A 24,324-nucleotide genomic window follows, 5' to 3' on the forward strand; every position below is an offset into this window, starting at 1 on the left:
TTATTGTTTTCAAGGCGTAAATTTATTATATTTGTTAAACAAATCCCGTCGTGCTATGGGATTTTTTCTATTTATATAAACGATGAAGTTATGAGCAAAGTATCTTATTATACTGAAGAGGGATTAAAAAAGTTGAGGGATGAACTTAATCAGCTACGTGATGTAGAACGGCCTAAAGCTTCAGAAGCTATTGCCGAAGCCCGTGATAAAGGAGATTTAAGTGAGAATGCAGAATATGATGCTGCCAAAGAGGCTCAGGGTCTCTTAGAAATGAAGATCTCAAAATTAGAAGAAGTGGTGGCCAATGCAAGAGTTATAGATGAATCTCAATTAGATACTTCTAAAGTGTTGGTACATTCCCACGTGAAAATAAAAAACCAAACAAGTGGGGCCGAAGTAAAATATAAGCTGGTAGCACAGAGTGAAGCCGATTTAAAAACGGGTAAGATCTCGGTAGATTCTCCTATAGGAAAGGGATTACTCGGTAAAGAAGTGGGGGATACAGCGGAAATAGATGTACCCAGCGGTAAGATGAAATTTGAAATTTTAGAGATCTGGAGAGAATAAGTTTCCGGTATTTAACAGTTTGTGAAATCCTTTTCCAATACCTTTAACTAAGGTTCTGTGAAAAGGATTTTATATTTATATACTAACCAATTCAAAAATATTATGGCCAGTTTATTCACTAAAATAGTAAGGGGAGAAGTGCCTGCTTTCAAAATCGCAGAAGATAGTCAGTTTTTAGCTTTTCTAGATGTTAATCCAAATGCAAAGGGACATACTTTATGTATTCCGAAGAAAGAAGTGAATAAGATCTTTGATTTGGAAGAAGAGATGTACCAGGAATTAATGCGTTTTTCCCGCAAAGTAGCCATCGCTTTAGAGAAAACGGTAGAGTGCAAGCGCGTGGGAATGGCCGTTGTTGGGCTTGAAGTTCCGCATGTTCACGTACATCTTATCCCGTTAAATTCTATGAGCGATATGGATTTTTCTAAAAGCGTAAAAATGGAAGAAGAGGAATTTAAAAAACTGGCAGAATCTATTCACGTTAATCTTTAATGGAAAGCGAAACGTATAATTTAAAACTCGAGCTTAGAATAGATTGGAGCGATTTAGATATGTATAAGCACGTAAATAATATCTCGTTTATGCGCTATATGCAGTCGGGTCGAATAAATTTTTGGGAAGCTTCAGGTATTTACGAGATGTATGAGAATACCAATATGGGAACTATGTTGGTTTCTACACATTGCGATTTTAAAAAGTCGCTGTATTACCCCGGGAAAGCTATAGTAAAAACCAGGATAGATTTTATAAAAAATTCCAGTTTCGGTTTAAAACATCTTATTCTAAATGACATTAATGAAGTTTGCGCTGAAGGTAAAGATGTAGTGGTTTGCTATGATTTTGAAAAAGATAATACCTTCCGAATTCCTGAAGATTTAAGAACACAACTTTCTAAATTCTAAACTTTCCTGAGGGAAATTTTAAAAGTTGTGCCTTTGTTTATTTCGCTTTCTTCTACTTTTATTCTCCCGTGGTGATAGCCTTCAATAATTCGTTTTGCTAAAGATAAGCCAAGGCCCCAGCCTCTTTTTTTTGTGGTATGCCCGGGTTCAAAAACGAGTTTAAATTTATTTTTATCAAGCCCTTTTCCCGTATCTTTTATAAAGATATGCGCCCATTTCTGTTCCTCTTTAATTTGAATATGCAATTTCCCTTTTCCGCGCATTGCATCTATGGCATTTTTAACCAGGTTTTCTATGGTCCAGCTGTAAAGTTGGGAATTTAACATTACCGGGATATATCCTTTAGGGACGTCAATGGAGAATTCAATAAGCCGTGAGCTTCTTGTTTTTAAATAATCGAAGCTGTTTTGAGTTGCTTCAATTATATTTGTTTTTTCCAGAATTGGAGACGAACCTATTTTAGAAAAACGTTCAGTGATGGTTTCAAGACGGTCAATGTCTTTTTCCATTTCAATAATGTAGGATTCTTTTACATTTTCCTGTTTCAGGATTTCGGTCCAGCCAATAAGCGAAGATAAGGGAGTGCCAATTTGATGTGCAGTTTCTTTCGCCATCCCGGCCCAGAGCTTATTCTGTTCGCTGTTTTTCGTTGTGGTATAGAAAAAATAAACTACCCCAATAAAAAGAAAACCTATAAGAACCAGCCCAACAGGATAATACTTAAGACTGTTTAAAACCGGGGAATTGCCGTAGTAAATATACTGTTGCTCTCCATTTCCCAGGTTTATAATAATAGGAGCATTTTCTTCCTTTAAATTTTCAAGAAGTCGTTGCGCTTGTTTCTCATTTTCTAATTTATCGGGATCAATATTAGTAGTGTAGGCAATATCTCCATCGGTATCGGTATGGATTATGGGAATTGTGGTATTGTTATTTAAAATTTCAAGAATAAGATCAAGATCGGCATCGGCCGGTGGCGGGTCCCGGTCTAAAGCTTCCTGCGCTTTCGCCCAAATATTCATTTTAGCTCGTTCATCTTGTTTTAAACGCTGAAAAAAGATGGTAGTATTCCATAAAACCAGGCCTACTACTATAAAACACGAGATAATAATAAACCAGCGATTAAAAGTGCGTTCGTCTGTGAAGTTCATACAGGCTTCTGAGCTTTAAAGGATTTAAAGATAAGCGTTTTTAAACGAATTTTATTGCGTGTCCCGGCTTTTCATTCCCTATTGGTTTCGTTACCTTTGCCAAAAAACAAGTATGCTTACAATAGATCCTAAAGAGGTGAGCACAGGCAAGCTTCATCGCTATTTGCTTGGTGCTATTGGTCCCAGGCCTATCGCTTTTGCCAGTACAATAGATACTAAAGGCCGATCAAATTTATCGCCTTTCAGCTTTTTTAATGTTTTTGGATCTAATCCTCCTACCTTAATTTTCTCCCCGGCGAGAAGAGGCAGGGATAATACGGTAAAGCATACCTACACCAATGTTAAGAATATTGATGAGGTGGTTATCAATATTGTAAACTACGATATTGTTCAGCAAATGTCACTTTCCAGTACCGAATATGCCGAAGGTGTAAATGAGTTTGAAAAAGCAGGCTTTACAATGCTAAAATCTGATCTTGTAAAACCATTTCGGGTAGCGGAATCTCCGGTACAATTTGAATGTAAAGTGAAGCAGGTTATTGAAACCGGCCAGGAAGGCGGTGCCGGGAATCTTGTGATTTGCGAAGTCCTTAAAATGCATATTAATGAAAGCATTTTAGATGATGACGGATTTATAGATCAACATAAAATAGACCAGGTGGCCAGAATGGGCGGTAATTGGTATACCCGTGCCAATATGGGAATGTTCGAGGTGCCAAAGCCGCTTTCAAGCTTAGGAATTGGTATAGATGCCATTCCTGAAGAAATTAGGAAAAGTAAAACTTTAACCGGTAATGATCTTGGTAAATTGGGGAATGTTGAAGCGCTGCCAAAAGATGAAGAAGTTGCAGGTTTTATAGCTAAAAATAAAGATTTAGCTGAATTAGTAAAACTAAATAACAAAACAGATATTCATACCCGGGCACAATTGTTTTTAGAGAAGAACAATACCGATGCTGCCTGGAAATTATTATTAGCAAAAACAGATTAAAATGGAAGTACAAGGCAAGATTAAGTTAATTGGTGAAACCAAGACCTTTGGAAATAATGGGTTTAGAAAGAGAGAAGTAGTGGTGACTACAGAGGAGCAATATCCACAACATATTATGATAGAATTTGTTCAGGATAAAACAGATTTGCTTAATAACTTTCAGGTAGGCCAACCGGTAAAAATTGGAATTAACCTTAGAGGTAGAGAATGGGTAAGTCCGCAGGGAGAAACCAAATATTTTAACTCTATCCAGGGTTGGAGAATAGAAAATCTACAGGCAGACCAGCCGGCAGGTGGGCAAAATGTTCCGCCACCAGATAATTTTGAACCTGCCAACAACTTAAACGAAGAAGATTACGACGATCTTCCTTTCTAAAAAATTCTTTTGCGGGATTTAGAAATAATTTCGTTTCATATTATAAAAAGCTTAGCATCCTATTAAGAGGGCTAAGCTTTTTCTTTTTGTACTTTTCTTATTCATCTAAAATCCCTGATAATTGCATTATTTACAACATAACGAAAAATTTCCTCCTATTTCTGAAGCCGATGAACAGGGACTATTGGCTATTGGGGGAGATTTGAGTATTCCACGTTTAATTTATGCATATAACCACGGAATTTTTCCCTGGTATGACGATTCACAACCTCTACTTTGGTGGAGTCCCGACCCCAGGATGGTGCTTTTTCCCGAGAAATTAAGAGTTTCTAAGAGTATGAAGAAACTATTTAAAAAAGAAGCTTTTAAAGTAACTTTTGACCAAGATTTTGAACGAGTTATAGAAGCTTGCGCAGAGATCAGGAGGGAAGGCCAACATGGAACCTGGATAACTCCCGAGATAATTAAAAGTTATAGAGAATTACATGAATTTAATCTTGCCCGCTCTGTAGAGGTTTGGCAGGGTGATGAATTGGTGGGCGGACTTTACGGAATTTATCTTAAAGAACAACAGGTGTTTTGCGGTGAAAGTATGTTTGCCAGGGTTAGTAATGCTTCTAAATACGGTTTTATAACCCTGGTTAATCAGTTAAAAGATGAAGGTGTTAAACTCATAGATTGTCAGGTTTACACCAAACACTTAGAAAGCCTTGGCGCTGAAGAAATCCCGAGAAAGAGATTTCTTAAATATTTAGAAATTCCTCTTGAAGATTAATCTCAAGAGAGTTTTTTAACTTCTTTATACCTAAAACAAGTTACTTCGTGATCATTTACCATACCGGTAGCCTGCATATGAGCATACATTACGGTAGAACCTACAAACTTAAATCCCTTTTTCTTTAAATCTTTGCTTAATTTATCACTAATAGCGGTAGTTGCAGGAGCTTTTTTGTAATCTTCTATTGCGTTCTGAATTGGTTCACCCTCTACAAAACTCCAGATATACTTGCTGAAACTCCCATATTCTTCCTGAATTTTTATAAAATTTTGAGCGTTGGTTACTGTAGCTCTCACTTTTAATTTATTCCTGATAATCCCCGGATTTTCCAATAATTCCTGAATTTTTTTTTCAGAATATTTAGCGATTTTTTTGTAGTCAAAATCATCAAAAGCTTTTCTGAAATTTTCTCGTTTTCGCAACACGGTAATCCAGCTTAAACCGGCTTGAAATGTTTCCAGGATTAGAAATTCAAAGATGGTTTCATCATCATAAACAGGAACGCCCCATTCATTATCGTGGTATGCTTCGTAAAGTGCATCGCCTTCACACCAGCCACAGCGTTGTAATTTCGTCATTTTAATTAAGGTTTAAAATTGTAGGTAATAGTGCCGGGTTGTTCGTTTCTTCCCACCAATTGGGAGAATACGGCATTGGCGGCATATTCTAATGCGTTTTCTATCAGGCATTCGTTATCTGAAGTTGAACTTGCTTTATTAATTCCGGTATCAATTACACGACCTTCAGCGTTTACAGTGATATTCACTACAATTTTTCCGGCCCTGTCGCAGGTATAAATGGGATTAGGAATAGAGATTGCATTTCTTCCGCGCAGCGAAAATGAGATGGAACTATTTCTTAAACTTCCCGATTGGGTAGAAATATCTTTGGAAGAAGCATCGCCATCAGATCGTTTTTTTGTTTCAGATTTACTTCCGGTAGCGAAAGTACCCTTAGTAGAACTTTCCGTTTCGTTTTCTGAACTTTTTTCCTGTTGCGCACTATTCTGTTCTAAGATTTCATCTAATTCTCTGTTGAAATTTTCTTCCCGCGCTTCCTGGTTTTCATTAAAAGCTCTATGTGTTTCGGGAGAATTATTAGAATTTTGCGGTTCTGCTTCTTCTTCCGGAATTTCTTCTTCCTCCTCAGTTTGTGTATATTCTTCTAGATCTACCAACATTTCTTGTTGGTACTTTTGTTTTTGGGAAAGGTTAAAATTATAAAGGCCAAGAATTAAAACCGAACAAAAAAGTACGGTTATTATAAGGGCTTTATGTTTATCGAAAAAATCCATGCTATAAAATAAAACGTGTAATGTTCTATTTTATGCTGAAGGTAATAATTTTTCAAAAGATTGAAGGTCTAAAGCTTCTTCTATAGTGAATTCTCCTACACGCGTTCGTTTAAGAGAAGAGAGGTAGGCACCAGAACCAAGCGCAATTCCAAAATCGTTAGCCATACTTCTTATATAGGTGCCTTTACTGCAAACTATTCTAAAATCTACTTCGGGAAACCGTGGGGCATCTACTTCAAATTTGTGGATGGTAACCGGCCTGCTCTCTAATTTCACGTCTTCTCCTTTCCTGGCGTATTCATAAAGGCGTTTCCCATCTTTTTTTAAAGCAGAAAATACCGGCGGGGTTTGTTCAATTTCTCCTGTAAGCTGAAGCGCGGCGCCATCTAAATCTTCATCAGCAATATGTGCAGTGTCGTAGGTTTTATCTACTTCAGTTTCCATATCGTAAGAAGGGGTTGTGGCACCCAGGGTAAAAGTTCCAGTATATTCTTTTTCGGTTCCTTGCAGCTCGGGAATCTTTTTGGTGAATTTCCCAGTGCATATTACCAAAACTCCGGTAGCCAAGGGGTCTAAAGTACCGGCGTGGCCTACTTTTATCTTTTTTATTCCGCAGCTTTTTCTAATTAACCAACGCACCTTGTTAACCAACTGAAATGATGTCCACTCCAATGGCTTATCAAAAACCAGGATCTGGCCGGTTTTAAAATCTTCCGGAGTGAATTTTTCAATTTCTGTGGTCATAAAGGTTTATTTGGTTTCTCCTTAGAAAAGTAATTCCAAGAAAAATTTATTTAATTATAATAAGCAACCGCTATAGAAACAATTCCTGCGATAAAACAGTATATGGCAAAATAAGAGAGCTTACTCTTCTTTACAATACTAATCATCCAGGTACAAGCTGCGAGCCCGGCAAGAAAAGAGGCAATAAAACCAATGGCTAAAATAGAGAAAGATGTTGTGCTTTCCATTAAGTTGCCATCTAAAAGATCTTTGGCTATTTTTCCTAAAATTAAAGGAACAACCATTAAAAATGAAAATCTTGCCGCTTTGGTTTTATCGTTTCCCAATAATACCGAAGTAGAGATTGTAGCGCCACTACGGGAAATTCCGGGTAAAATTGCGATTGCCTGGGCTACTCCAATAACAAAAGCATTGCTGTAACTTACAGGTTTATCGGTATTTTTGGCTTTATCGGCCAACCACAATAGTAAGGCAGTAACAATAAGCATAAAGCCTACAAAAATAATATTGCCGCCAAACAGACTTTCTAATTGCTCTTCGAAGAAAACCCCAATAATCGCAGCAGGAATCATGGAAAGAATAATCTTGAATGAAAATTTAAATTCATCGTTCCATTTAAATTGAAACAGGCCTTTAAAAATTTCTGCTACATCTTTTCTAAAAACCACAATGGTACTCAATGCCGTTGCAGCGTGGAGAATAACTGTAAAAAGTAGGGATTCACTGGGTATGCTATTATCGCCCAGCAGGGCTTTGCCAAGTTCCAGGTGGCCACTGGAAGAAACAGGTAAAAATTCGGTTAACCCCTGGATTATCCCCAGAATGGCAGCATCTAATTCGTTCAATGTAGGTTACTTTTTGGGATTTAATAAAATGGCATAAACTTCTATTGCGAAACCAAGAAGTACTAAAGTTGGAGCAAGACGAATACGCTGAAAATTATAAATATCTGGATTAAAAGAATTGGGATCCTCACTGCCACCACCGGCCATTAGAATAAAACCTAAAGCTATTACCGCCAGCCCTATAAACATAAACTGGTAATTCTTCTTTTCAAAAATGAAGTATTTTTTATGATCTGTGGGTTGCTGTTTTTTACTCATAGTAAGCGATAAGGTATAAAGCGTGTATTTTTAATTCCAGGGTTAAAGCTTCAAAATTAACTAATTTATGTTGAAACAGTAGTATTGAAATAATTAAAAATAAAATAATAAAAAAGCCATACGGTAGGGCGTATGGCTTTAGTCTTAAAGGGCTTAAAATTTTAAGCAGCGTGGTAAATGTTGTAGTGGTTCAGGATTTCCTGATAGAAATCCATGCTTTTTTCGTCTTTTTTTAGACAGGATTTTAGAAAACGTTCTAAGTCCTGGCATTCAAAAGTAATTCCTGTGTACTTACGTTTTCCAACCGGTATTTTTAAATCTACCGTTTGTTCCTTGTAATTAATTTTTACATTTTTTGCATCAAAATATTTTTTGATAATAGCACGATGCATAAGATTATAATTTGAATTCTCTTCAGAATCAAAATTATAAATACTGTAAGAAATCAGGTTTTTTACCTCATCTAATGTGGTATTTGGGTTAGTATTATTATTCATAGGTGTTGGTATTAGGTGTTAGCGTTCGCTAAATTACACCATGATTTCCTTTTCTCTGTTAAAAAAGTTCTAATAATCCTATGATTAGCAAATATTTAACGACTAAATAAACTTTTTGTATTTTTTTTAAACTTAGAAGCCATTTATGTGAGAGAAAAGTACTACAGTAAGTTTAAGGGGTTTCCCTTATAGCGATGAAACGAAGTTTTTTGTATCTAATTAATCGCTATTTCTAGTGGCGGGTGAAGATATCGGTATTTATTATCTAAACAGGACGCATTTACATATTTTGTTCCTCCTACAGTAGTAATTCCATAAGAATCGTGCACGTGGCCAAAAATATGAAACTTAATTTTTCGATTTTCTATGGTTTTAAATAGCGAAGCGCAACCAATAGACCTTCCATTATTTAAAACGTCTTTAATTTTATATGGTGGGGTGTGAGATATTAGTACGTTAGTATCTGCAGGAATTTTTTCCCAGTGAGCATCTATTTCCTGGGATTGTGGTTGGTTAAAAGCCCAGGTGCCATCACCGGGGGTTACCGGGGAGCCCCAAAATTTAATACTGTTAATTGTAATTTCACTTTCCTTTAAATAATGAACGTTTTCAGGGATAATTTCCTGAATTTCTTCTTTGCTGGATTTTTCGAAAAAGAAATCGTGATTGCCGGCAATAAAAATTTTGTGTTCATGTGGCTGTGAAGAAAACCATTTTAGAAAATCTACCACTTCCCTTTTAGTCCCTCCTTCGGTAATATCTCCCGCGTGAATTAAAATATCTCCCCCGGGAATAGGAATTTGTTCGTGCTTATTATGAGTGTCTGAAATGCAAATTAACTTCATACGTAAGGGCAAAATATAAAAAAATCCGAAAGAATGAATCTTCCGGATTTTACTCTTTTAAAACTTTGACTCTTAATTTTCTTCAGATTCTTCTTCCGAAGAAATATAGTCTTTATCTATAGGTAGTAATTTATTAGTTATTTTAGTTACAGAAAATGCCACAATTACTGCAGTAACTGCAAAAAATAGAAACTTAATAAGAAGGCTGTCGCTTAGCGCAAAACTATACACCGCAAGAAAAATTTCTACGGCAATAAATACTATTTTTATACTAAGCTTAAAAATCATAATTTCTATTAGGTTACGGGGCAAATATACAATCAAAAACCATTGAAAATTTGATACTTATAGGCTTTTGCTAAAATTTAACGCAAAGAAAACTTTGGGGTTAAATTTTTAAGTTAAAAACTCTTAAACAGTGAGGCTAAGTGTTTTGAAATTGTAAATTTCGGTCATAAAAAATGCGAGTTTGAAGAAAAAATCTAAATTATTCCTGAGTTTTATTGTTATTCTTATTGTTTTGGCTATTGCTATAATTGGAGGCAATATTTTTATTGAAAATAAAATGGAAACCGCCCTGGAAGAAAATCTTAAAAAGGCCGAATTTAAATATGAAGATCTTAATGCAAGCCTCCTTGGCAGAAGTGCATCAATAAGTAATCCCGTTTATAATAAGAACGGAATGCAAATTAATGCGGAAGAAATTAAGATAGACGGGATTGATATTTTGGAATATATAAACAATAAAAATATTGAAATAAATACCTTAAAATTTACTAAACCTGAAGTGACAATATATACTGAAGCTGAAAAAGAAAAAGACACTTCAGAAAAAGGAAATTCGGCTGAAATAGACCTTTTAATCAAATCGGTTGAGGTGGTTGATGGCAATTTTAAAATGGCTAAAAACGATTCGGTTAAAAAGCAACTTTTTGCAAATATCCCTTCCCTAAATTTAAAACAAGTAAGTGTAAATCGGGAATCTTTAAAAAGTGCACTACCTTCTAATTACGAGGATCTCGAAATGATTTCAGATAGTTTATTTTTCAATCTCAACGATTTGCATGATATGTATGTTGAAAAGATGGAAATGAATGAAAACTCTCTTATTTTCAGCAATATTGAAATGAAACCTTTATATGATAAGCAGGAATTTCAGAAACATATTCCTTATGAAAAAGACAGGTTTAATTTGATCCTGGGAGAATTAACTTTAGAATCTTTTAACTGGAGTTTTAAGAACGATTCCCTTAGCCTGGAAAGTAGTACTACTACAATAACAAATGGCGATATTAAGATATACCGGGATAAGCAAGTGAAAGACGATCCCCGGCAAAAGCCTATGTATAGTAAAATGATTAGAGAACTGCCTTTTAAGCTAAAACTAGATACGCTTAAGGTTAATAACCTGGCAATACAGTACCAGGAGTTGGTGAATCCAAAGAGAGGGCCCGGGAAAGTAACCTTTAAAAATCTTAATGCCAGTATTTATAATATTAGTAATGTAAATATGGATGCTGAAGATTTCCCCAGAACAGATATTGATGTGCAAACTCAGTTTCAGGGGGAGGCCAAATTAAATGTAAACTGGAATTTTGATATCTCAAATAGAGCTGATGTATTCTCAATTTCCGGGCAAATGGATAGGATTTCCAGCGAAGGGATTAACCAGTTTATGGAGCCGGCCTTAAACGTGAAAGCTGAAGGTGGAATTAGAGATATACAATTTAATTTTACGGGGAACAATCAGAATTCTACCGGAGATATGAAACTGGTGTACAGAGATTTTAAAGTAGAAGTGCTGCAAAATGACGGGGAAGAAGAGAATAAGTTTCTTTCGGCATTAGCCAATCTAATTGTAAATAACGATGCCACTTCAGAAGAAAAAGAGCAGGAAGGCATAAAAACCCAACGAACCCAAAATAAATCTTTCTGGAATTACCTCTGGAAAAATGTTAGAAACGGTGCTTTAAAATCCTTTCTTTAAATTTTAAAGGTAACAACCGGCATGTTGGCGTGATTTACTAAATCTTCACTAATACTACCGTTAAAAAAATGAGCCAGACCTTTGCGTCCATGGGTGCTAATGCCAATTAAAGCTTTTTTCTGTTTCATAGCGAAATTTAAAATTCCCTTTTCTACACTCACATCATTGTAAATATGCATTTTGTAATCGTGTATATTAAAACCTGAGACAAAATTTTCTATACGCTCCCGTACTTCGGTGCTGGTAATAAAGTTATTAGGGGTGTTTATAAAAAGTAAATGGAATTTTGCTTCTATTAATTGCGCAAAGTTGTAAGCTTTCTCTAGCGTATGTTTGTTGCTGCCATCGGCATCTGTGGCAAAAATAAAATTTTCAACTTCAAAATTCCCGTGTTCATTTTTAATTACAAGTACCGGTATATTGGAAGAACGCACCACTTTTTCGGTATTACTACCAATAAACATTTCTTTAAAACCGCTTGCGCCGTGAGAACCCATAATAATTATATCACAATCATAATCCTCGCTAACTTCCATAATTCCGTCAAAAGCCTGGTGAAACATTACGGTTTCGTGAACTTTAATATCTTTTAAAAAAGGTCTTTGCATAAGTTTTGCAAACCGCTGGTGAGCCAGTTTCATAAAGAAAATAGATTCCGGTAAATTTTGGCTATTGCCGCCGGCCACAGGATCTATAAGCTGCATGGGGAGCTCTAACATATGTAGAAGATAGATCTCACTATTATGTTTTTTGGCTAATTGCGCCGCAATTTTTAGTGCGTGTTCGGCGGTATCAGAAAAGTCGGTAGGAACGAGTATCTTTTTCATTAATTCCTCTAAAAGATTAATAATGATTGCTTTATTAAAGTTAAGAATAAAATTTCATTTAAAGTCTGGTTTTCTTTCTCTGAAATTATTATTATATTTGCAGCGTTGAAACTAAAAAAGTACAGCGAGGGGACATAAAGTCCCCTCTTTTTATAAGCTATGTTGCAGGATAAAGTAGAAAATTTGTTGAAGGAAGCTTTCCAGGAAAATAATTCACTATTTTTAATAGACCTAAACATTACCAACGACAACAAGATATCTGTTGTGATAGATGGTGATAATGGGGTTTCTGTTAACGATTGTATTGCGGTAAGTCGCAAGATTGAACACAATCTAGACAGGGAAGAAGAAGATTTTTCTTTGGAAGTTAGTTCGGCTGGAGTTTCTGAGCCTTTACACCTGGAACGGCAATACAGGAAAAACCTGGGTAGAAAACTACAGGTGACTACCAATAACGAAAAAATTGAAGCAACTTTAACCCATGTAGATCAGGACGGGATTAAGCTTAACTGGAAAGCCAGGGAGCCAAAACCGGTAGGAAAAGGAAAGCATACCGTAGAAAAAGAAGCGGTATTGCCATATTCTGAGATTACAGACGCTAAAGTTATGATAACATTTTAACCTCAAATTGATATGGAAAATATCGCCTTGATTGAGTCATTTTCAGAGTTTAAAGATGACAAATTGATAGATCGTGTAACGCTTATGGCCATCCTTGAAGATGTGTTTAGAAGTGCGTTAAAGAAGAAATATGGTGAAGACGATAATTTTGATATTATTGTAAACCCAGATAAAGGGGATTTAGAGATTTGGAGAAACCGGGTTGTAGTGGCCGATGGTGAGGTAGAAGATCCTAACCAGGAAATTTCCCTTACTGAAGCCAGGAAAATTGAGCCCGATTTTGAAGTGGGTGAAGATGTATCAGAAGAAGTAAAACTTGTAGATTTGGGGCGCCGTGCAATTTTAGCTTTAAGACAAAATCTTATTTCAAAAATTCACGAACACGATAACACCAATATTTTCAAGCACTTTAAAGAGCTTGAAGGCGAAATTTACACCGCAGAAGTTCATCATATTAGGCATAGAGCCATTATTTTGTTAGACGACGAAGGAAATGAGATCGTATTACCAAAAGATCGCCAGATTCCTTCAGATTTTTTCAGAAAAGGAGATAACGTAAAAGGAATTATAGAAAGTGTAGAGCTTAAAGGCAATAAGCCCACAATTATACTTTCACGTACGGCTCCGGTATTCCTTGAAAAACTATTTGAACAGGAGATTCCTGAAGTTTTTGATGGATTAATTACCATTCAAAATGTGGTTCGTGTTCCTGGTGAAAAGGCTAAAGTAGCGGTAGATACTTATGATGATAGAATTGATCCTGTTGGTGCCTGTGTAGGTATGAAAGGTTCCAGAATTCATAGTATTGTACGCGAATTGGGGAATGAGAATATAGATGTGATCAATTTCACCAATAACGACCAGTTATATATTACCAGGGCCCTGAGTCCTGCAAAAATTACATCTATTAAATTAGATGAAGAAAATAAAACGGCCGAGGTTATGCTGAAGCCGGAAGAAGTTTCTAAAGCCATTGGCCGTGGAGGTCATAATATTAGGCTTGCCGGGCAGTTAACCGGTTACGAAATAGACGTTTTCAGAGAAGGAGTTGAAGAAGATGTAGAATTGAAGGAATTCTCTGATGAAATTGAAGATTGGGTAATTAAGGAATTTTCAAGAGTTGGGCTGGACACTGCAAAAAGTGTTTTGGAACAGGAATTGGAAGACCTTATTAGACTTACCGATTTAGAAGAAGAAACCATTCGCGAAGTAGTGAAGGTTTTAAGAGAAGAATTTGAAGAGTAGTAAAAAACTCATTGAATATATAATAATTAAAAGAGGTTAATTTAGAGGGCAATTTATGGCTGAAGCAAAAACAATGCGACTAAACAAAGTATTACGTGAATTCAATATTTCGTTAGACCGGGCTGTAGAATTTTTAAATTCTAAGGGTCACGATATTGAGGCGCGTCCTACTACCAAAATCTCATCCGAAGTTTATCAGGTGCTTTCTGATGAATTTGAGACCGATAAGTCTAAGAAAGTCGAGTCTAAAGAAGTTGGTGAGGAAAAAAGAAAGGAGAAGGAAGAATTGCGTTTAGCAAGAGAAAGAGAGCTCGAAGAAAAGCGCAAAGCCGAGGAGAAGAAAGAGGACGAGAAGCGCAAAGAAGAGGCAGTTACTGCCAGAGCTAAATTAGCCGGTCCTAAAAAAGTAGGTAAAATAGACCTGGATAAAAAACCAGAGAAAAAAGCCGAAAAAGAAGAGGAGAAACCAGCGCCAGCCGAATCTAAGCAGCCAGAGGAAGCTAAAAAGCCTGAAGCCGAAATAGAAAAGCCTGAACCTCAAAAACCTATAGAAGAAGCACCTTCTAAAGAGGAGAAAAAGCCCGAAGAAGTTTCTAAAAAAGAGGAAACTCATTCAGAAAAAGAAGAAGAGCCTAAAGAGGCTGAGTCAATGACTCATAAAACTAATTATACCAAACTTAACGGCCCTAACTTTACCGGAAAGAAAATTGACCTTTCTCAATTTAAAAAACCGGAAAAGAAGAAAGACGAAAAGAAAGCTGCCGAGGAGAAGAAGGAGAAAGAAAAGCGTAAAAAGCGTCGTCGTAGAATTAGTAAAGATGTGAAGCCTGGAGCTTCAAATCAGGGTGGTGGTAAGAAAGGAGCCCCTAGAAAAAGAGCTAAACCTATTACTAAAGAAGAGCCTAGCGAAGAAGAAGTTCAAAAGCAGGTTAGAGAAACCCTTGAAAAACTTCAGGGTAAATCTGGTAAAGGTAAAGGAGCTAAATATAGAAGAGATAAAAGAGATCAACACCGTCAACGTTCAGAAGACGATCTTGCACAGCAGGAAACAGATAGTAAAATCCTTAAGGTTACAGAGTTTGTAACCGTAAGTGAAGTTGCTACGATGATGGATGTGCCGGTAACGAAAGTAATTTCGGCCTGTATGTCTCTTGGAATGATGGTAACGATGAATCAGCGTTTAGATGCTGAAACACTTTCTATTGTTGCAGATGAATTTGGGTACGAAGTAGACTTTGTAACTGCAGATATTGAGGAAACAGTAGAAGAAGTTCCTGAAAATCCTGAAGATCTTGAAGAAAGAGCGCCAATTGTAACTGTAATGGGTCACGTAGACCACGGTAAAACTTCTTTGCTGGATTATATTCGTAAAGAAAATGTTATTGCCGGGGAAAGCGGGGGTATTACACAGCATATTGGAGCCTACGGTGTAGAGCTTAAAAACGGTCAAAAAATGACCTTCCTGGATACTCCTGGTCACGAAGCCTTTACGGCGATGCGTGCCCGTGGTGCACAGATAACAGATATCGCGATTATTGTAATCGCTGCAGATGATGATGTAATGCCGCAAACCAAAGAGGCTATTTCTCACGCCCAGGCTGCCGGTGTTCCTATCGTCTTTGCTATCAATAAATCTGATTTGCCAACGGCGAATCCAGAGAAAATTAAAGAAAAACTGGCAGGGATGAACTTGCTTGTTGAAGACTGGGGTGGTAAGGTTCAGTCGCACGATATATCAGCTAAAACAGGAATGGGAGTTGAAGAACTTCTTGAGAAAGTTTTGCTGGAATCTGAAATTCTTGAATTAAAAGCTAATCCGTCTAAAACTGCAACAGGTACCGTAGTAGAGGCTTTCCTTGATAAAGGTAGAGGTTATGTAGCTACCATTATTGTGCAGGCGGGAACCTTAAAAATTGGAGACTATGTATTAGCAGGTCGCCATAGCGGTAAGGTGAAAGCGATGCACGATGAACGTGGACACGAGGTTAAAGAAGCAGGACCAGCAACGCCGGTTTCTATTCTTGGACTTGATGGTGCGCCGCAAGCGGGTGATAAGTTTAAAGTGATGACAGATGAGCGTGAAGCTAAAGATATCGCTGCTAAACGAACTCAGTTGCAACGTGAGCAGAGTGTTAGAACTCAGCGTCATATTACCCTTGATGAAATTGGACGTAGAATTGCTTTAGGTGACTTTAAAGAGCTTAATATTATCCTTAAAGGTGATGTGGATGGTTCTGTAGAAGCCTTAACCGATAGCTTCCTTAAATTATCTACTGAAGAAATTCAGGTAAATATTATTCATAAAGGAGTAGGTGCTATTACCGAAAGTGATGTGTTACTTGCCTCGGCGTCAGATGCGGTAATTATTGGATTTAACGTACGTCCTGCTGGAAATGCAAGACAGGTAGCCGATAAAGAAGAAATTGATATCAGAACTTACTCGATTATATACGATGCAATCAACGATCTTAAAGATGCGATGGAAGGAATGCTTTCTCCAGAGCTTAAAGAAGAGATCACTGGTACTGCAGAGATTAGAGAAACCTTTAAGATTTCTAAAGTAGGAACTATTGCAGGTTGTATGGTTACTTCCGGTAAAATCTACAGAAGTTCTGGAATACGTTTAATTCGTGAAGGAGTAGTGGTGTATACCGGCGAACTTGCTTCTTTAAAACGTTTTAAAGACGATGTTAAAGAAGTAGCCAAAGGTTACGATTGTGGTATCCAGGTTAAGAATTACAACGATATTAAAGAAGGGGATGTTATAGAATCATTCCGTGAAGTAGAAGTGAAAAAGAAACTTAAATAATTAAGTTTACTCTTAAATAGAAAAAAGCGGCTATAGGGCCGCTTTTTTTATGGTTTTATTTAAAATAAATTAAAAGTCTATTTAAATTAATTTTTTGCTGAAGAATTATCTGCGTCTGGGTTTTGGAATAAAAGCAGAAGGGAAGCTTTCTTTTATTTTTAAAAGCGCCCTGTCGGCTTCCAAACGATTCCTGAAGTTACCAACCCAAACCTTATAATTAGGCGCTTCGTAAGCGATTAGTGAAGGGTATTCAAATTTGCTTCGGTAATCTTTTATTACCTCGTTTGCTTCTCCATTATTTCCGTAGAAAAGTTGAATCTTATAGCGGTCTCCAATTTCATTATTCTCGCTCATTTCAGATTTTAACTCCAAAAGTTTAGAGAGCTTATCGTCTTCACTTATATTTATCTGGCCTTCCTGAGCTGTTAAATTCAGTAAAGAAAATCCTGAAAGAAAACAACTTAAGAGTATTTTGTTTATGCTTAATTTTCTCATAGTTATTTATTTAAGGCAAAAGTATAATTTAATAACTTAAACAAGCCTGGTTTTATTATTTAGAACTGATATAAATTACCGATTAACACTTATCTAACATTCCTAAAATCGACTATAAGTATTACTTTTGTTGCCGAATTTAAGGGTACAAAGTGTTAATATTACTAAGGCTTAAGGCTTTAAAAACCGTACCAAAGTTAAGACGTTAATTCAACTTATAATATGAAAAAGGTGAAATACCGCCACTCAACTTCGCGACTATTGCTCTTAAGTGTAGCATTTTTTATCTCATTTAGCGTTTTGGGAATTGCACAGGAGGAGGCCTCTCAGGATGCCGCAGGGGAAGGCCAGGAGCAAACCGATGAATCATCGGGTGAATCTTCAGAAGCTGATGCAGCTGCTGCGTCAGATCTCGGGGATCCTGCGAATGGAAAATCTCTGTTTAATTCACTTTGTGCTGCCTGTCACAAACCATATTCTGCGGGTATTGGTCCTGCTCTTCACGGCGTTACCGAGAAGAGAGATATGGATTGGTTGTACCGCTGGATTAAAAACAGCCAGGATTTAATTTCGTCTGGAGATGACCAGGCCGTTGCGATCTACGAAGAGTATAATCAAACCGCAATGCCGGCTTTTCCTCAATTATCAGATGCTGATATTGATGATATTCTTGCTTATGTAGAACAACCAAAACCAGAACCTCAAGCGGCGCAAACCGGTGGGCAGGCAGGTGGAGGAGATTCTTCTGGCGGGGGTGTATCGGTAAATGTTATTCTGGCAATTCTGGTGTTCGTTCTGGTAATGCTGCTTGCGGTATTATTCCTTGTAAACAAAACACTTAGAAATTTTGCTCAGGCAAGTGGTGTTGTAGTTCCTGAAAAACCTAAAAGAAAACCAATTTGGAAATCTTTCGTTGAAAATCAATTCCTTGTTTTAGTAAGTGCTGTTTTTGGCTTGCTGGTAATTGGTTGGTTTGCCTACGGCTTCTTTATGCAGGTTGGGGTAGATCAGGGTTATGAACCAATTCAGCCAATACATTATTCACATAGAATTCACGCTGGTGATAACCAGATAGATTGTAAATACTGTCACTCTTCAGCCAGAACATCTAAGCAGGCGGGTATCCCATCGCTTAATGTATGTATGAATTGTCACAAATCAATTTCAGAAGTAGCTCCAGAAACTGCTACAGCTGAATATTCAAAAGAATTTTATGACGGTGAAATTGCAAAACTTTATGATGCTGTAGGTTGGGATCCGGCAGAACAGGATTATACTGGTGAGGAAAAACCTGTAAAATGGGTTCGTATTCATAATCTTCCAGATTTCGCATACTTTAATCACTCTCAACACGTATCGGTTGCTGGGGTGCAATGTCAAAAATGTCACGGCCCAATCGAAGAGATGGAAGTGGTTTATCAAGACGCTCCTTTAACTATGGGATGGTGTATTAATTGCCACCGTGATACCAAAGTTAGAATGGAAGGAAATGAATACTATGAGAAAATTCACGAAGAATTGTCTAAAAAGTATGGTGTAGAAGAGCTTACAGTAGCTCAAATGGGTGGTCTTGAATGTGCCAAATGCCATTACTAAAAATTTTTTCCCGGGTGTTCGGGGTTAATAAAGAAGTTAATATCTAGATATATATGTCATCAAACAAAAAATACTGGAAAAGTGTTGAAGAGCTAAATGAAAACAGCTCTGTTGTTGAGACGCTCCAACAAAAAGAATTTGCTGAAGAGATTCCGGTTAATGAATTTCTTGGGGATAAAGATTCTCTTGAAAGTTCAAAAACTTCAAGAAGGGATTTCTTAAAATATGTTGGGTTTAGTACAGCAGCGGCCTCATTGGCTGCCTGTGAAGGTCCTGTGATTAAGTCTATTCCTTACGTGGTACAGCCAGAGCGTATTGTTCCCGGGGTGGCTAACTACTATGCCTCTACAATTGCCGATGGTTTTGATTTTGCCAGTGTACTGGTAAAAACCAGGGAAGGAAGACCTATTAAGATTGAAAATAATGAATTGTCGAAGTCTAAAAGCGGGGTTAACTCTCGTGTTCATGCTTCGGTATTGTCAATGTATGACGCTAATAGGGTGAAACGCCCAATGATTGAAGGAAGAAATGTTTCCTGGGAAGAGTTTGACCGTGAGGTTGGAAATGCCCTTAATAATGTTTCTGGTGATATTGTTTTAATGACACAAACTTTTGCCAGCCCTTCAACTACAAAATTGATCAATGAGTTTTCAGAAAAGTATCCAAATGTTCGTCACGTTGTTTACGATACGGTTTCTGAAGATGCTGCTTTAAATGCATTCCAGTCTAAATTTGGGCAACGTGCGTTACCAAATTACGACTTTTCTAAAGCTGAAACCATAGTTTCTGTTGGAGCCGATTTTCTTGGGGACTGGCAAGGTGGTGGTTATGATGCGGGCTATGCTAAAGGCCGTGTGCCGAAAGAAGGTAAAATGTCACGTCATATTCAGTTTGAATCTAATATGAGCTTAAGTGGTGCAAACGCTGATAAACGTATTCCTGTAACACCATCTCAGCAAAAAGCTGTTTTAGCTGCGCTTTATGGATATGTTGCAGGTGGATCTTCTACCAGCAATTTACCTGCTAAAATTGACGATGTGGTTGTGAAAGCGGCTCGCCAATTAAGAAAGGCTGGAAGTGGAGCTGTTGTGGTTTCTGGAATTCCTGATGATAATGCACAGGCTTTAGTACTTGCTATTAATGAAGCTCTTGTGAGTGGTGTTATGGATACCGCTAATGCAAGAATGATTCGCCAGGGTAATTCTCAGGCAGTAATGCAAGCTGTGGAAGATATGAAATCTGGATCTGTTGGTGCAGTTTTAATGGCCGGGATAAATCCTGCTTATTCGTTGCCAAACGGAAAAGAATTCGCTGAAGCTCTTGCAAATGTAGAAGTTTCTCTTGCCTTTAGTATGAGCCCAGATGAAACTGCTAAACTTTGTAAATATGTAGCTGCGACTCCTCATTATTTAGAGAGTTGGGGTGATATTCAATATACTACTTCAAACTTTAGTTTAATGCAACCTGCAATTAGACCATTGTTTGATACCAGGCAATTTCAGGATTGTTTGTTGAAGTGGACAGATAATAATCAATCTTATCACGATTATATAAAAGAAACCTGGAGTGGTAATATTTCTTCATGGAATACTGCCCTTCACGATGGTGTTTTTGAAGCAAATTCGCCTGTAAATGTGGGAACTGCTGAAGGTTCCGGGTCTGTAAATGTGACCACGGCAGCCAGTGAATTGGCACGTTCTGCAGAAGGTGAAGGTATGGAGTTAACGCTTTATACAAAACCATCTATGGGTGATGGTCAACAGGCTAACAACCCGTGGTTGCAGGAAATGCCAGACCCTCTAACCAGGGCATCCTGGGATAATTATCTAACGGTTTCTAAATCTGATGCTGAAGCTTTAGGTTTAGAAAATGATAATGATTCTAATGGAGGTTTAAACGGAAGCTATGTTAACGTAACTGTAGATGGCACAACCGTTAATAATGTTCCTGTAATTATTCAACCTGGACAGGCTAAAGGTTCAGTAGGACTTGCGCTTGGTTACGGTAAGAAAGAAGGATTGCAAAAAGAAATGCAGGTAGGTGTAAACGCTTATCCTCTATATAAGAATTTAAATGCTGTGCAGTCGGTAACTATTGAAAAAGTTTCCGGAATGCACGAATTTGCCTGTGTGCAGCTTCACAATACTTTAATGGGACGTGGAGATATTATAAAAGAAACCACCCTGGAAATTTTCAATACAAGAAATGTTAGCGAATGGAATTCTGTTCCAAATGTTTCTTTAGATCACGTTGAAAAACCGGTAACTTCTCCTGAGGTTGATATGTGGGATGGTTTTGATCGTAGTATTGGTCATCATTTTAATCTTTCAATAGATCTTAATGCCTGTACCGGTTGTGGTGCCTGTGTTATTGCCTGCCACGCCGAAAATAATGTTCCGGTTGTAGGTAAAAGTGAAGTTAGAAGATCTCGTGATATGCACTGGTTGCGTATTGACAGGTATTATTCTTCTGAAGATACTTTTATAAACGATCTTGATAAAAAAGAAAATATCTCTGGTTTAGGAAGTTCTCTTTCTGAATTTGGGGAATTGGAAGAGCCGGCAGATAATCCGCAGGTAGTATTCCAACCTGTAATGTGTCAACACTGTAACCACGCTCCTTGTGAGACTGTGTGTCCTGTTGCTGCAACTTCTCACGGAAGACAGGGACAAAACCAAATGATCTATAACCGTTGTGTAGGTACAAGATATTGTGCAAACAACTGTCCTTATAAAGTACGTCGTTTCAACTGGTTTAATTACGCTCAAAACGAAGAGTTTGATTACCATATGAATAATGACCTTGGAAGAATGGTTATTAATCCTGATGTAACAGTACGTTCTAGAGGGGTTATGGAAAAATGTTCTATGTGTATTCAAAAAACACAGAAAACAATTCTTGATGCCAAGCGTGAAGGAAGAGAAATTGAAGATGGTGAATTCCAAACTGCTTGTTCTGCTGCTTGTGATAAAGGCGCTATGACCTTTGGTGATATTAACAAAGAAGGAGCAGTAATTCGCGATAGAAAAGAAGATGATAGAATGTATCACTTATTGGAATATGTGGGTACTAAACCTAATGTGATGTACCAAACAAAAGTTAGGAATACAACAGAAGCTTAATAAATTAATAAAGAAATCAATTAAAAAAGGATATGTCTCATTACGAAGCACCTATACGAAAGCCTTTAGTTACCGGGGATAAAAGCTACCACGACGTTACCGTGGATGTTGCTGCGCCGGTAGAAGGAAGGGCGAATAAATCCTGGTGGATTGTCTTTTCAATTGCCCTTGTTGCCTTTCTTTGGGGTGTAGGTTGTATAATTTACACTATTTCCACAGGTATTGGTACCTGGGGGCTTAATAAAACTGTAGGCTGGGCCTGGGATATTACCAACTTCGTTTGGTGGGTAGGTATTGGTCACGCCGGGACGCTAATTTCGGCTGTACTTTTATTATTCAGGCAAAAATGGAGAATGGCAATTAACCGCTCTGCAGAGGCGATGACAATTTTCTCTGTAATGCAGGCTGGTTTGTTTCCTTTAATTCACATGGGTCGTCCCTGGTTGGCTTATTGGGTACTTCCTATTCCTAACCAATTTGGTTCGTTATGGGTTAACTTTAACTCGCCACTCCTTTGGGATGTATTTGCTATTTCAACTTATCTTTCGGTTTCGCTTGTGTTCTGGTGGACAGGTTTACTTCCAGATTTTGCGATGATTCGTGACCGGGCAATTACTCCTTTTAATAAAAAGATCTACGGAATTTTAAGTTTCGGTTGGAGTGGGCGTGCAAAAGACTGGCAACGTTTTGAGGAAGTTTCTTTGGTACTTGCCGGATTGGCAACTCCATTAGTACTTTCAGTACACACTATTGTATCTTTTGACTTTGCTACATCGGTTATTCCGGGATGGCACACCACAATTTTCCCTCCTTACTTTGTTGCAGGAGCGGTATTTTCTGGTTTTGCAATGGTAAACACCCTTCTTATTATTATGAGAAAGGTTTCTAATCTTGAGCATTATATTACCATACAGCATATTGAATTGATGAACATAGTAATTATGATCACCGGTTCTATTGTTGGTGTTGCTTATATTACCGAGCTTGTTATTGCGTGGTACTCTGGAGTGGAGTATGAACAATATGCGTTCCTTAACCGGGCAACAGGACCTTATGCCTGGGCTTATTGGGCAATGATGACGTGCAACGTATTTTCGCCACAGTTTATGTGGTTTAAGAAACTACGTACCAGTATTATGTTCTCGTTCTTTATCTCTATCGTGGTAAACATCGGGATGTGGTTTGAGCGTTTTGTGATTATTGTAACTTCACTTCACCGTGATTACCTTCCATCTTCCTGGTCAATGTTTTCGCCAACCTTTGTAGATATTGGTATTTTTATTGGAACCTTAGGATTCTTCTTTGTATTGTTCCTTTTATATGCGAGATCGTTCCCTGTAATTGCGCAAGCGGAAGTAAAAACTATACTTAAATCATCTGGATCTAAATACAAAAAGCTTAGAGCCGAGCATGGAGATGATGTTAAACATTATACTCCTGTAAATGTAGGTGAGCCTAAACAGAATATCGCTAATAAGGTTGATAAAAAAATGGATGATGAAGATGCTTATAAAGAAGGCGATAATGATGGGCATAATGAAACGGTAAATGCAGATGCATTAACGCTGTCTGAAGTTCAGAAGGATAGAATAGACGAAATGTTAGAAAGAACAGGTTCATTTAATCCTGAGAATCAAACGGCAGACGAACTACAAAAACTTAAGGCAGTAGGTCCTTTCCTTGAACAGCGTTTACATCAGGTAGGTCTTTATACCTATGTTCAGGTAAGTAAACTTACCCAGGATGATTTTGAATTGCTTGATGAAGTAATAGAGAACTTCCCTAATTCAGCACAACGTGAAGATTGGGTAGCACAGGCAACTGAACTAAAAAATAAGTAATTAAGATGGCATCAAAAGTTATACACGCTATTTATAATGATGACGACCTGCTTTTGCAAGCTGTAAAGCAGGTAAGAGAGGCCCGTTATCATATTGGTGAAATTTATACTCCAATGCCTGTTCACGGTTTGGATAAAGCTATGGGCCTTGCGCCAACAAGACTTGCTATAACATCTTTTCTATACGGTGTAGTAGGGTTTGTAGTTGCAGTTGCAATGATGAATTTTATAATGATTGAAGACTGGCCCCAGGATATTGGAGGGAAGCCAAGTTTCAGTTTTATTGAAAATATGCCGGCCTTTGTGCCAATTATGTTTGAGCTTACCGTGTTTTTTGCAGCTCACCTTATGGTAATTACTTTTTATATGAGAAGTAAATTGTGGCCATTTAAACAAGCTGAAAATCCCGACGTTAGAACAACCGATGATATGTTCTTGATGGAAATAGATGCAGCAAATCATAACGTAGATGAGTTAACCAAATTCCTTTACGATACCGGTGCCGCTGAAATTAAATTAATAGATAATAAATAG

General features: G+C 37.4%; 25 protein-coding genes. 14 read left to right on the forward strand and 11 right to left on the reverse strand.

What is annotated here, in order from left to right:
* Window positions 1-90 precede the first annotated feature (90 nt).
* From greA to AO058_RS05555, 3 genes are all read left to right on the forward strand, one after another.
* Window positions 91-567: a transcription elongation factor GreA gene (greA, locus tag AO058_RS05545; protein ID WP_075325620.1), complete on the forward strand. Its 477-nt coding sequence runs from the start codon at window positions 91-93 to the stop codon at window positions 565-567.
* 102 nt (window positions 568-669) lie between these two features.
* On the forward strand, window positions 670-1,059 hold the full coding sequence (locus AO058_RS05550) for an HIT family protein (protein WP_075325621.1): 390 nt from the start codon (window positions 670-672) through the stop codon (window positions 1,057-1,059).
* Complete coding sequence (locus AO058_RS05555; RefSeq protein ID WP_075325622.1) at window positions 1,059-1,469, forward strand: acyl-CoA thioesterase; 411 nt, start codon at window positions 1,059-1,061, stop codon at window positions 1,467-1,469. The genes AO058_RS05550 and AO058_RS05555 overlap by 1 nt, the downstream gene beginning before the upstream one ends.
* Here AO058_RS05555 and AO058_RS05560 read toward each other — a convergent pair.
* The gene (locus tag AO058_RS05560) at window positions 1,466-2,620 is read right to left on the reverse strand and encodes a sensor histidine kinase (RefSeq protein WP_075325623.1); all 1,155 of its coding nucleotides are present in this window, start codon (window positions 2,618-2,620) and stop codon (window positions 1,466-1,468) included. The genes AO058_RS05555 and AO058_RS05560 overlap by 4 nt on opposite strands.
* A gap of 112 nt (window positions 2,621-2,732) precedes the next feature.
* On the opposite strand from AO058_RS05560, the gene AO058_RS05565 reads away from it, so the two are divergent.
* The 3 genes from AO058_RS05565 (at window position 2,733) to aat (ending at window position 4,762) form a co-directional block, all read left to right on the forward strand.
* On the forward strand, window positions 2,733-3,611 hold the full coding sequence (locus AO058_RS05565) for a flavin reductase family protein (protein WP_075325624.1): 879 nt from the start codon (window positions 2,733-2,735) through the stop codon (window positions 3,609-3,611).
* Between the two features lies 1 nt (window position 3,612).
* A complete protein-coding gene (locus AO058_RS05570; RefSeq protein ID WP_075325625.1) occupies window positions 3,613-3,987 on the forward strand; it encodes a DUF3127 domain-containing protein in 375 nt (124 codons plus the stop codon).
* A 121-nt stretch (window positions 3,988-4,108) separates the two neighbouring features.
* A complete protein-coding gene (gene aat, locus AO058_RS05575; protein WP_075325626.1) occupies window positions 4,109-4,762 on the forward strand; it encodes a leucyl/phenylalanyl-tRNA--protein transferase in 654 nt (217 codons plus the stop codon).
* A gap of 2 nt (window positions 4,763-4,764) precedes the next feature.
* Here aat and AO058_RS05580 read toward each other — a convergent pair whose 3' ends face one another.
* From AO058_RS05580 to AO058_RS05615, 8 genes are all read right to left on the reverse strand, one after another.
* Window positions 4,765-5,343 carry a DNA-3-methyladenine glycosylase I gene (locus tag AO058_RS05580; protein WP_075325627.1) on the reverse strand — a complete coding sequence of 193 codons (579 nt, stop codon included), beginning with the start codon at window positions 5,341-5,343 and terminating at the stop codon, window positions 4,765-4,767.
* A 5-nt stretch (window positions 5,344-5,348) separates the two neighbouring features.
* Window positions 5,349-6,059 carry a hypothetical protein gene (locus tag AO058_RS05585; protein ID WP_075325628.1) on the reverse strand — a complete coding sequence of 237 codons (711 nt, stop codon included), beginning with the start codon at window positions 6,057-6,059 and terminating at the stop codon, window positions 5,349-5,351.
* Between the two features lie 30 nt (window positions 6,060-6,089).
* On the reverse strand, window positions 6,090-6,803 hold the full coding sequence (truB, locus tag AO058_RS05590) for a tRNA pseudouridine(55) synthase TruB (RefSeq protein ID WP_075325629.1): 714 nt from the start codon (window positions 6,801-6,803) through the stop codon (window positions 6,090-6,092).
* A gap of 50 nt (window positions 6,804-6,853) precedes the next feature.
* Entirely contained in the window at window positions 6,854-7,648 is a 795-nt protein-coding gene (locus AO058_RS05595; protein WP_075325630.1) for an undecaprenyl-diphosphate phosphatase, read from the reverse strand.
* 6 nt (window positions 7,649-7,654) lie between these two features.
* On the reverse strand, window positions 7,655-7,906 hold the full coding sequence (locus AO058_RS05600) for a DUF3098 domain-containing protein (protein ID WP_075325631.1): 252 nt from the start codon (window positions 7,904-7,906) through the stop codon (window positions 7,655-7,657).
* A gap of 161 nt (window positions 7,907-8,067) precedes the next feature.
* Window positions 8,068-8,403: a hypothetical protein gene (locus AO058_RS05605; RefSeq protein ID WP_075325632.1), complete on the reverse strand. Its 336-nt coding sequence runs from the start codon at window positions 8,401-8,403 to the stop codon at window positions 8,068-8,070.
* 215 nt (window positions 8,404-8,618) lie between these two features.
* Complete coding sequence (locus AO058_RS05610) at window positions 8,619-9,248, reverse strand: metallophosphatase domain-containing protein (protein WP_075325633.1); 630 nt, start codon at window positions 9,246-9,248, stop codon at window positions 8,619-8,621.
* Window positions 9,249-9,320: 72 nt separating this feature from the next.
* Window positions 9,321-9,536 (reverse strand): hypothetical protein, encoded by a 216-nt coding sequence (locus AO058_RS05615; RefSeq protein WP_075325634.1) that lies wholly within the window; start codon window positions 9,534-9,536, stop codon window positions 9,321-9,323.
* Window positions 9,537-9,717: 181 nt separating this feature from the next.
* Between AO058_RS05615 and AO058_RS05620 the strand changes: the two genes are divergently transcribed.
* A complete protein-coding gene (locus tag AO058_RS05620) occupies window positions 9,718-11,235 on the forward strand; it encodes a hypothetical protein (RefSeq protein ID WP_075325635.1) in 1,518 nt (505 codons plus the stop codon).
* Here AO058_RS05620 and AO058_RS05625 read toward each other — a convergent pair.
* Window positions 11,232-12,062, reverse strand: coding sequence for a universal stress protein (locus AO058_RS05625; RefSeq protein WP_075325636.1), 831 nt, complete (start codon window positions 12,060-12,062; stop codon window positions 11,232-11,234). The genes AO058_RS05620 and AO058_RS05625 overlap by 4 nt on opposite strands.
* Window positions 12,063-12,221: 159 nt before the next feature.
* On the opposite strand from AO058_RS05625, the gene rimP reads away from it, so the two are divergent.
* The 3 genes from rimP to infB are packed head-to-tail and all read left to right on the forward strand — an operon-like array spanning window position 12,222 to window position 16,737.
* Window positions 12,222-12,683: a ribosome assembly cofactor RimP gene (gene rimP / locus AO058_RS05630; RefSeq protein WP_075325637.1), complete on the forward strand. Its 462-nt coding sequence runs from the start codon at window positions 12,222-12,224 to the stop codon at window positions 12,681-12,683.
* A 12-nt stretch (window positions 12,684-12,695) separates the two neighbouring features.
* Window positions 12,696-13,928 carry a transcription termination factor NusA gene (gene nusA / locus AO058_RS05635; RefSeq protein ID WP_075325638.1) on the forward strand — a complete coding sequence of 411 codons (1,233 nt, stop codon included), beginning with the start codon at window positions 12,696-12,698 and terminating at the stop codon, window positions 13,926-13,928.
* Window positions 13,929-13,983: 55 nt separating this feature from the next.
* Entirely contained in the window at window positions 13,984-16,737 is a 2,754-nt protein-coding gene (gene infB, locus AO058_RS05640) for a translation initiation factor IF-2 (protein WP_075325639.1), read from the forward strand.
* Between the two features lie 105 nt (window positions 16,738-16,842).
* On the opposite strand, the gene AO058_RS05645 is transcribed toward infB, so the two are convergent.
* Window positions 16,843-17,232 (reverse strand): SPOR domain-containing protein, encoded by a 390-nt coding sequence (locus tag AO058_RS05645; protein WP_075325640.1) that lies wholly within the window; start codon window positions 17,230-17,232, stop codon window positions 16,843-16,845.
* A gap of 222 nt (window positions 17,233-17,454) precedes the next feature.
* Here AO058_RS05645 and AO058_RS05650 point away from each other — a divergent pair, with 222 nt between their 5' ends.
* From AO058_RS05650 to AO058_RS05665, 4 genes are read left to right on the forward strand one after another with little or no spacing between them, the layout of a single operon-like run.
* Entirely contained in the window at window positions 17,455-18,828 is a 1,374-nt protein-coding gene (locus AO058_RS05650; protein WP_075325641.1) for a c-type cytochrome, read from the forward strand.
* A 53-nt stretch (window positions 18,829-18,881) separates the two neighbouring features.
* Window positions 18,882-21,950 carry a TAT-variant-translocated molybdopterin oxidoreductase gene (locus tag AO058_RS05655; RefSeq protein WP_075325642.1) on the forward strand — a complete coding sequence of 1,023 codons (3,069 nt, stop codon included), beginning with the start codon at window positions 18,882-18,884 and terminating at the stop codon, window positions 21,948-21,950.
* A 32-nt stretch (window positions 21,951-21,982) separates the two neighbouring features.
* Window positions 21,983-23,791 (forward strand): NrfD/PsrC family molybdoenzyme membrane anchor subunit, encoded by a 1,809-nt coding sequence (gene nrfD, locus AO058_RS05660; protein ID WP_075325643.1) that lies wholly within the window; start codon window positions 21,983-21,985, stop codon window positions 23,789-23,791.
* Window positions 23,792-23,796: 5 nt separating this feature from the next.
* Complete coding sequence (locus AO058_RS05665; RefSeq protein ID WP_075325644.1) at window positions 23,797-24,324, forward strand: DUF3341 domain-containing protein; 528 nt, start codon at window positions 23,797-23,799, stop codon at window positions 24,322-24,324.

The organism is Salegentibacter sp. T436, from assembly GCF_001932675.1.
GTDB lineage: Bacteria > Bacteroidota > Bacteroidia > Flavobacteriales > Flavobacteriaceae > Salegentibacter > Salegentibacter agarivorans.

Bases quoted from the DNA above. Each gene is read 5' to 3' on its own strand.
- greA (WP_075325620.1), top strand. From the start codon at position 91: ATGAGCAAAGTATCTTATTATACTGAAGAGGGATTAAAAAAGTTGAGG.
- AO058_RS05550 (WP_075325621.1), top strand. From the start codon at position 670: ATGGCCAGTTTATTCACTAAAATAGTAAGGGGAGAAGTGCCTGCTTTC.
- AO058_RS05555 (WP_075325622.1), top strand. From the start codon at position 1,059: ATGGAAAGCGAAACGTATAATTTAAAACTCGAGCTTAGAATAGATTGG.
- AO058_RS05560 (WP_075325623.1), bottom strand. From the start codon at position 2,620: ATGAACTTCACAGACGAACGCACTTTTAATCGCTGGTTTATTATTATC.
- AO058_RS05565 (WP_075325624.1), top strand. From the start codon at position 2,733: ATGCTTACAATAGATCCTAAAGAGGTGAGCACAGGCAAGCTTCATCGC.
- AO058_RS05570 (WP_075325625.1), top strand. From the start codon at position 3,613: ATGGAAGTACAAGGCAAGATTAAGTTAATTGGTGAAACCAAGACCTTT.
- AO058_RS05580 (WP_075325627.1), bottom strand. From the start codon at position 5,343: ATGACGAAATTACAACGCTGTGGCTGGTGTGAAGGCGATGCACTTTAC.
- AO058_RS05585 (WP_075325628.1), bottom strand. From the start codon at position 6,059: ATGGATTTTTTCGATAAACATAAAGCCCTTATAATAACCGTACTTTTT.
- truB (WP_075325629.1), bottom strand. From the start codon at position 6,803: ATGACCACAGAAATTGAAAAATTCACTCCGGAAGATTTTAAAACCGGC.
- AO058_RS05600 (WP_075325631.1), bottom strand. From the start codon at position 7,906: ATGAGTAAAAAACAGCAACCCACAGATCATAAAAAATACTTCATTTTT.
- AO058_RS05605 (WP_075325632.1), bottom strand. From the start codon at position 8,403: ATGAATAATAATACTAACCCAAATACCACATTAGATGAGGTAAAAAAC.
- AO058_RS05610 (WP_075325633.1), bottom strand. From the start codon at position 9,248: ATGAAGTTAATTTGCATTTCAGACACTCATAATAAGCACGAACAAATT.
- AO058_RS05615 (WP_075325634.1), bottom strand. From the start codon at position 9,536: ATGATTTTTAAGCTTAGTATAAAAATAGTATTTATTGCCGTAGAAATT.
- AO058_RS05625 (WP_075325636.1), bottom strand. From the start codon at position 12,062: ATGAAAAAGATACTCGTTCCTACCGACTTTTCTGATACCGCCGAACAC.
- rimP (WP_075325637.1), top strand. From the start codon at position 12,222: ATGTTGCAGGATAAAGTAGAAAATTTGTTGAAGGAAGCTTTCCAGGAA.
- nusA (WP_075325638.1), top strand. From the start codon at position 12,696: ATGGAAAATATCGCCTTGATTGAGTCATTTTCAGAGTTTAAAGATGAC.
- infB (WP_075325639.1), top strand. From the start codon at position 13,984: ATGGCTGAAGCAAAAACAATGCGACTAAACAAAGTATTACGTGAATTC.
- AO058_RS05645 (WP_075325640.1), bottom strand. From the start codon at position 17,232: ATGAGAAAATTAAGCATAAACAAAATACTCTTAAGTTGTTTTCTTTCA.
- AO058_RS05650 (WP_075325641.1), top strand. From the start codon at position 17,455: ATGAAAAAGGTGAAATACCGCCACTCAACTTCGCGACTATTGCTCTTA.
- AO058_RS05655 (WP_075325642.1), top strand. From the start codon at position 18,882: ATGTCATCAAACAAAAAATACTGGAAAAGTGTTGAAGAGCTAAATGAA.
- nrfD (WP_075325643.1), top strand. From the start codon at position 21,983: ATGTCTCATTACGAAGCACCTATACGAAAGCCTTTAGTTACCGGGGAT.
- AO058_RS05665 (WP_075325644.1), top strand. From the start codon at position 23,797: ATGGCATCAAAAGTTATACACGCTATTTATAATGATGACGACCTGCTT.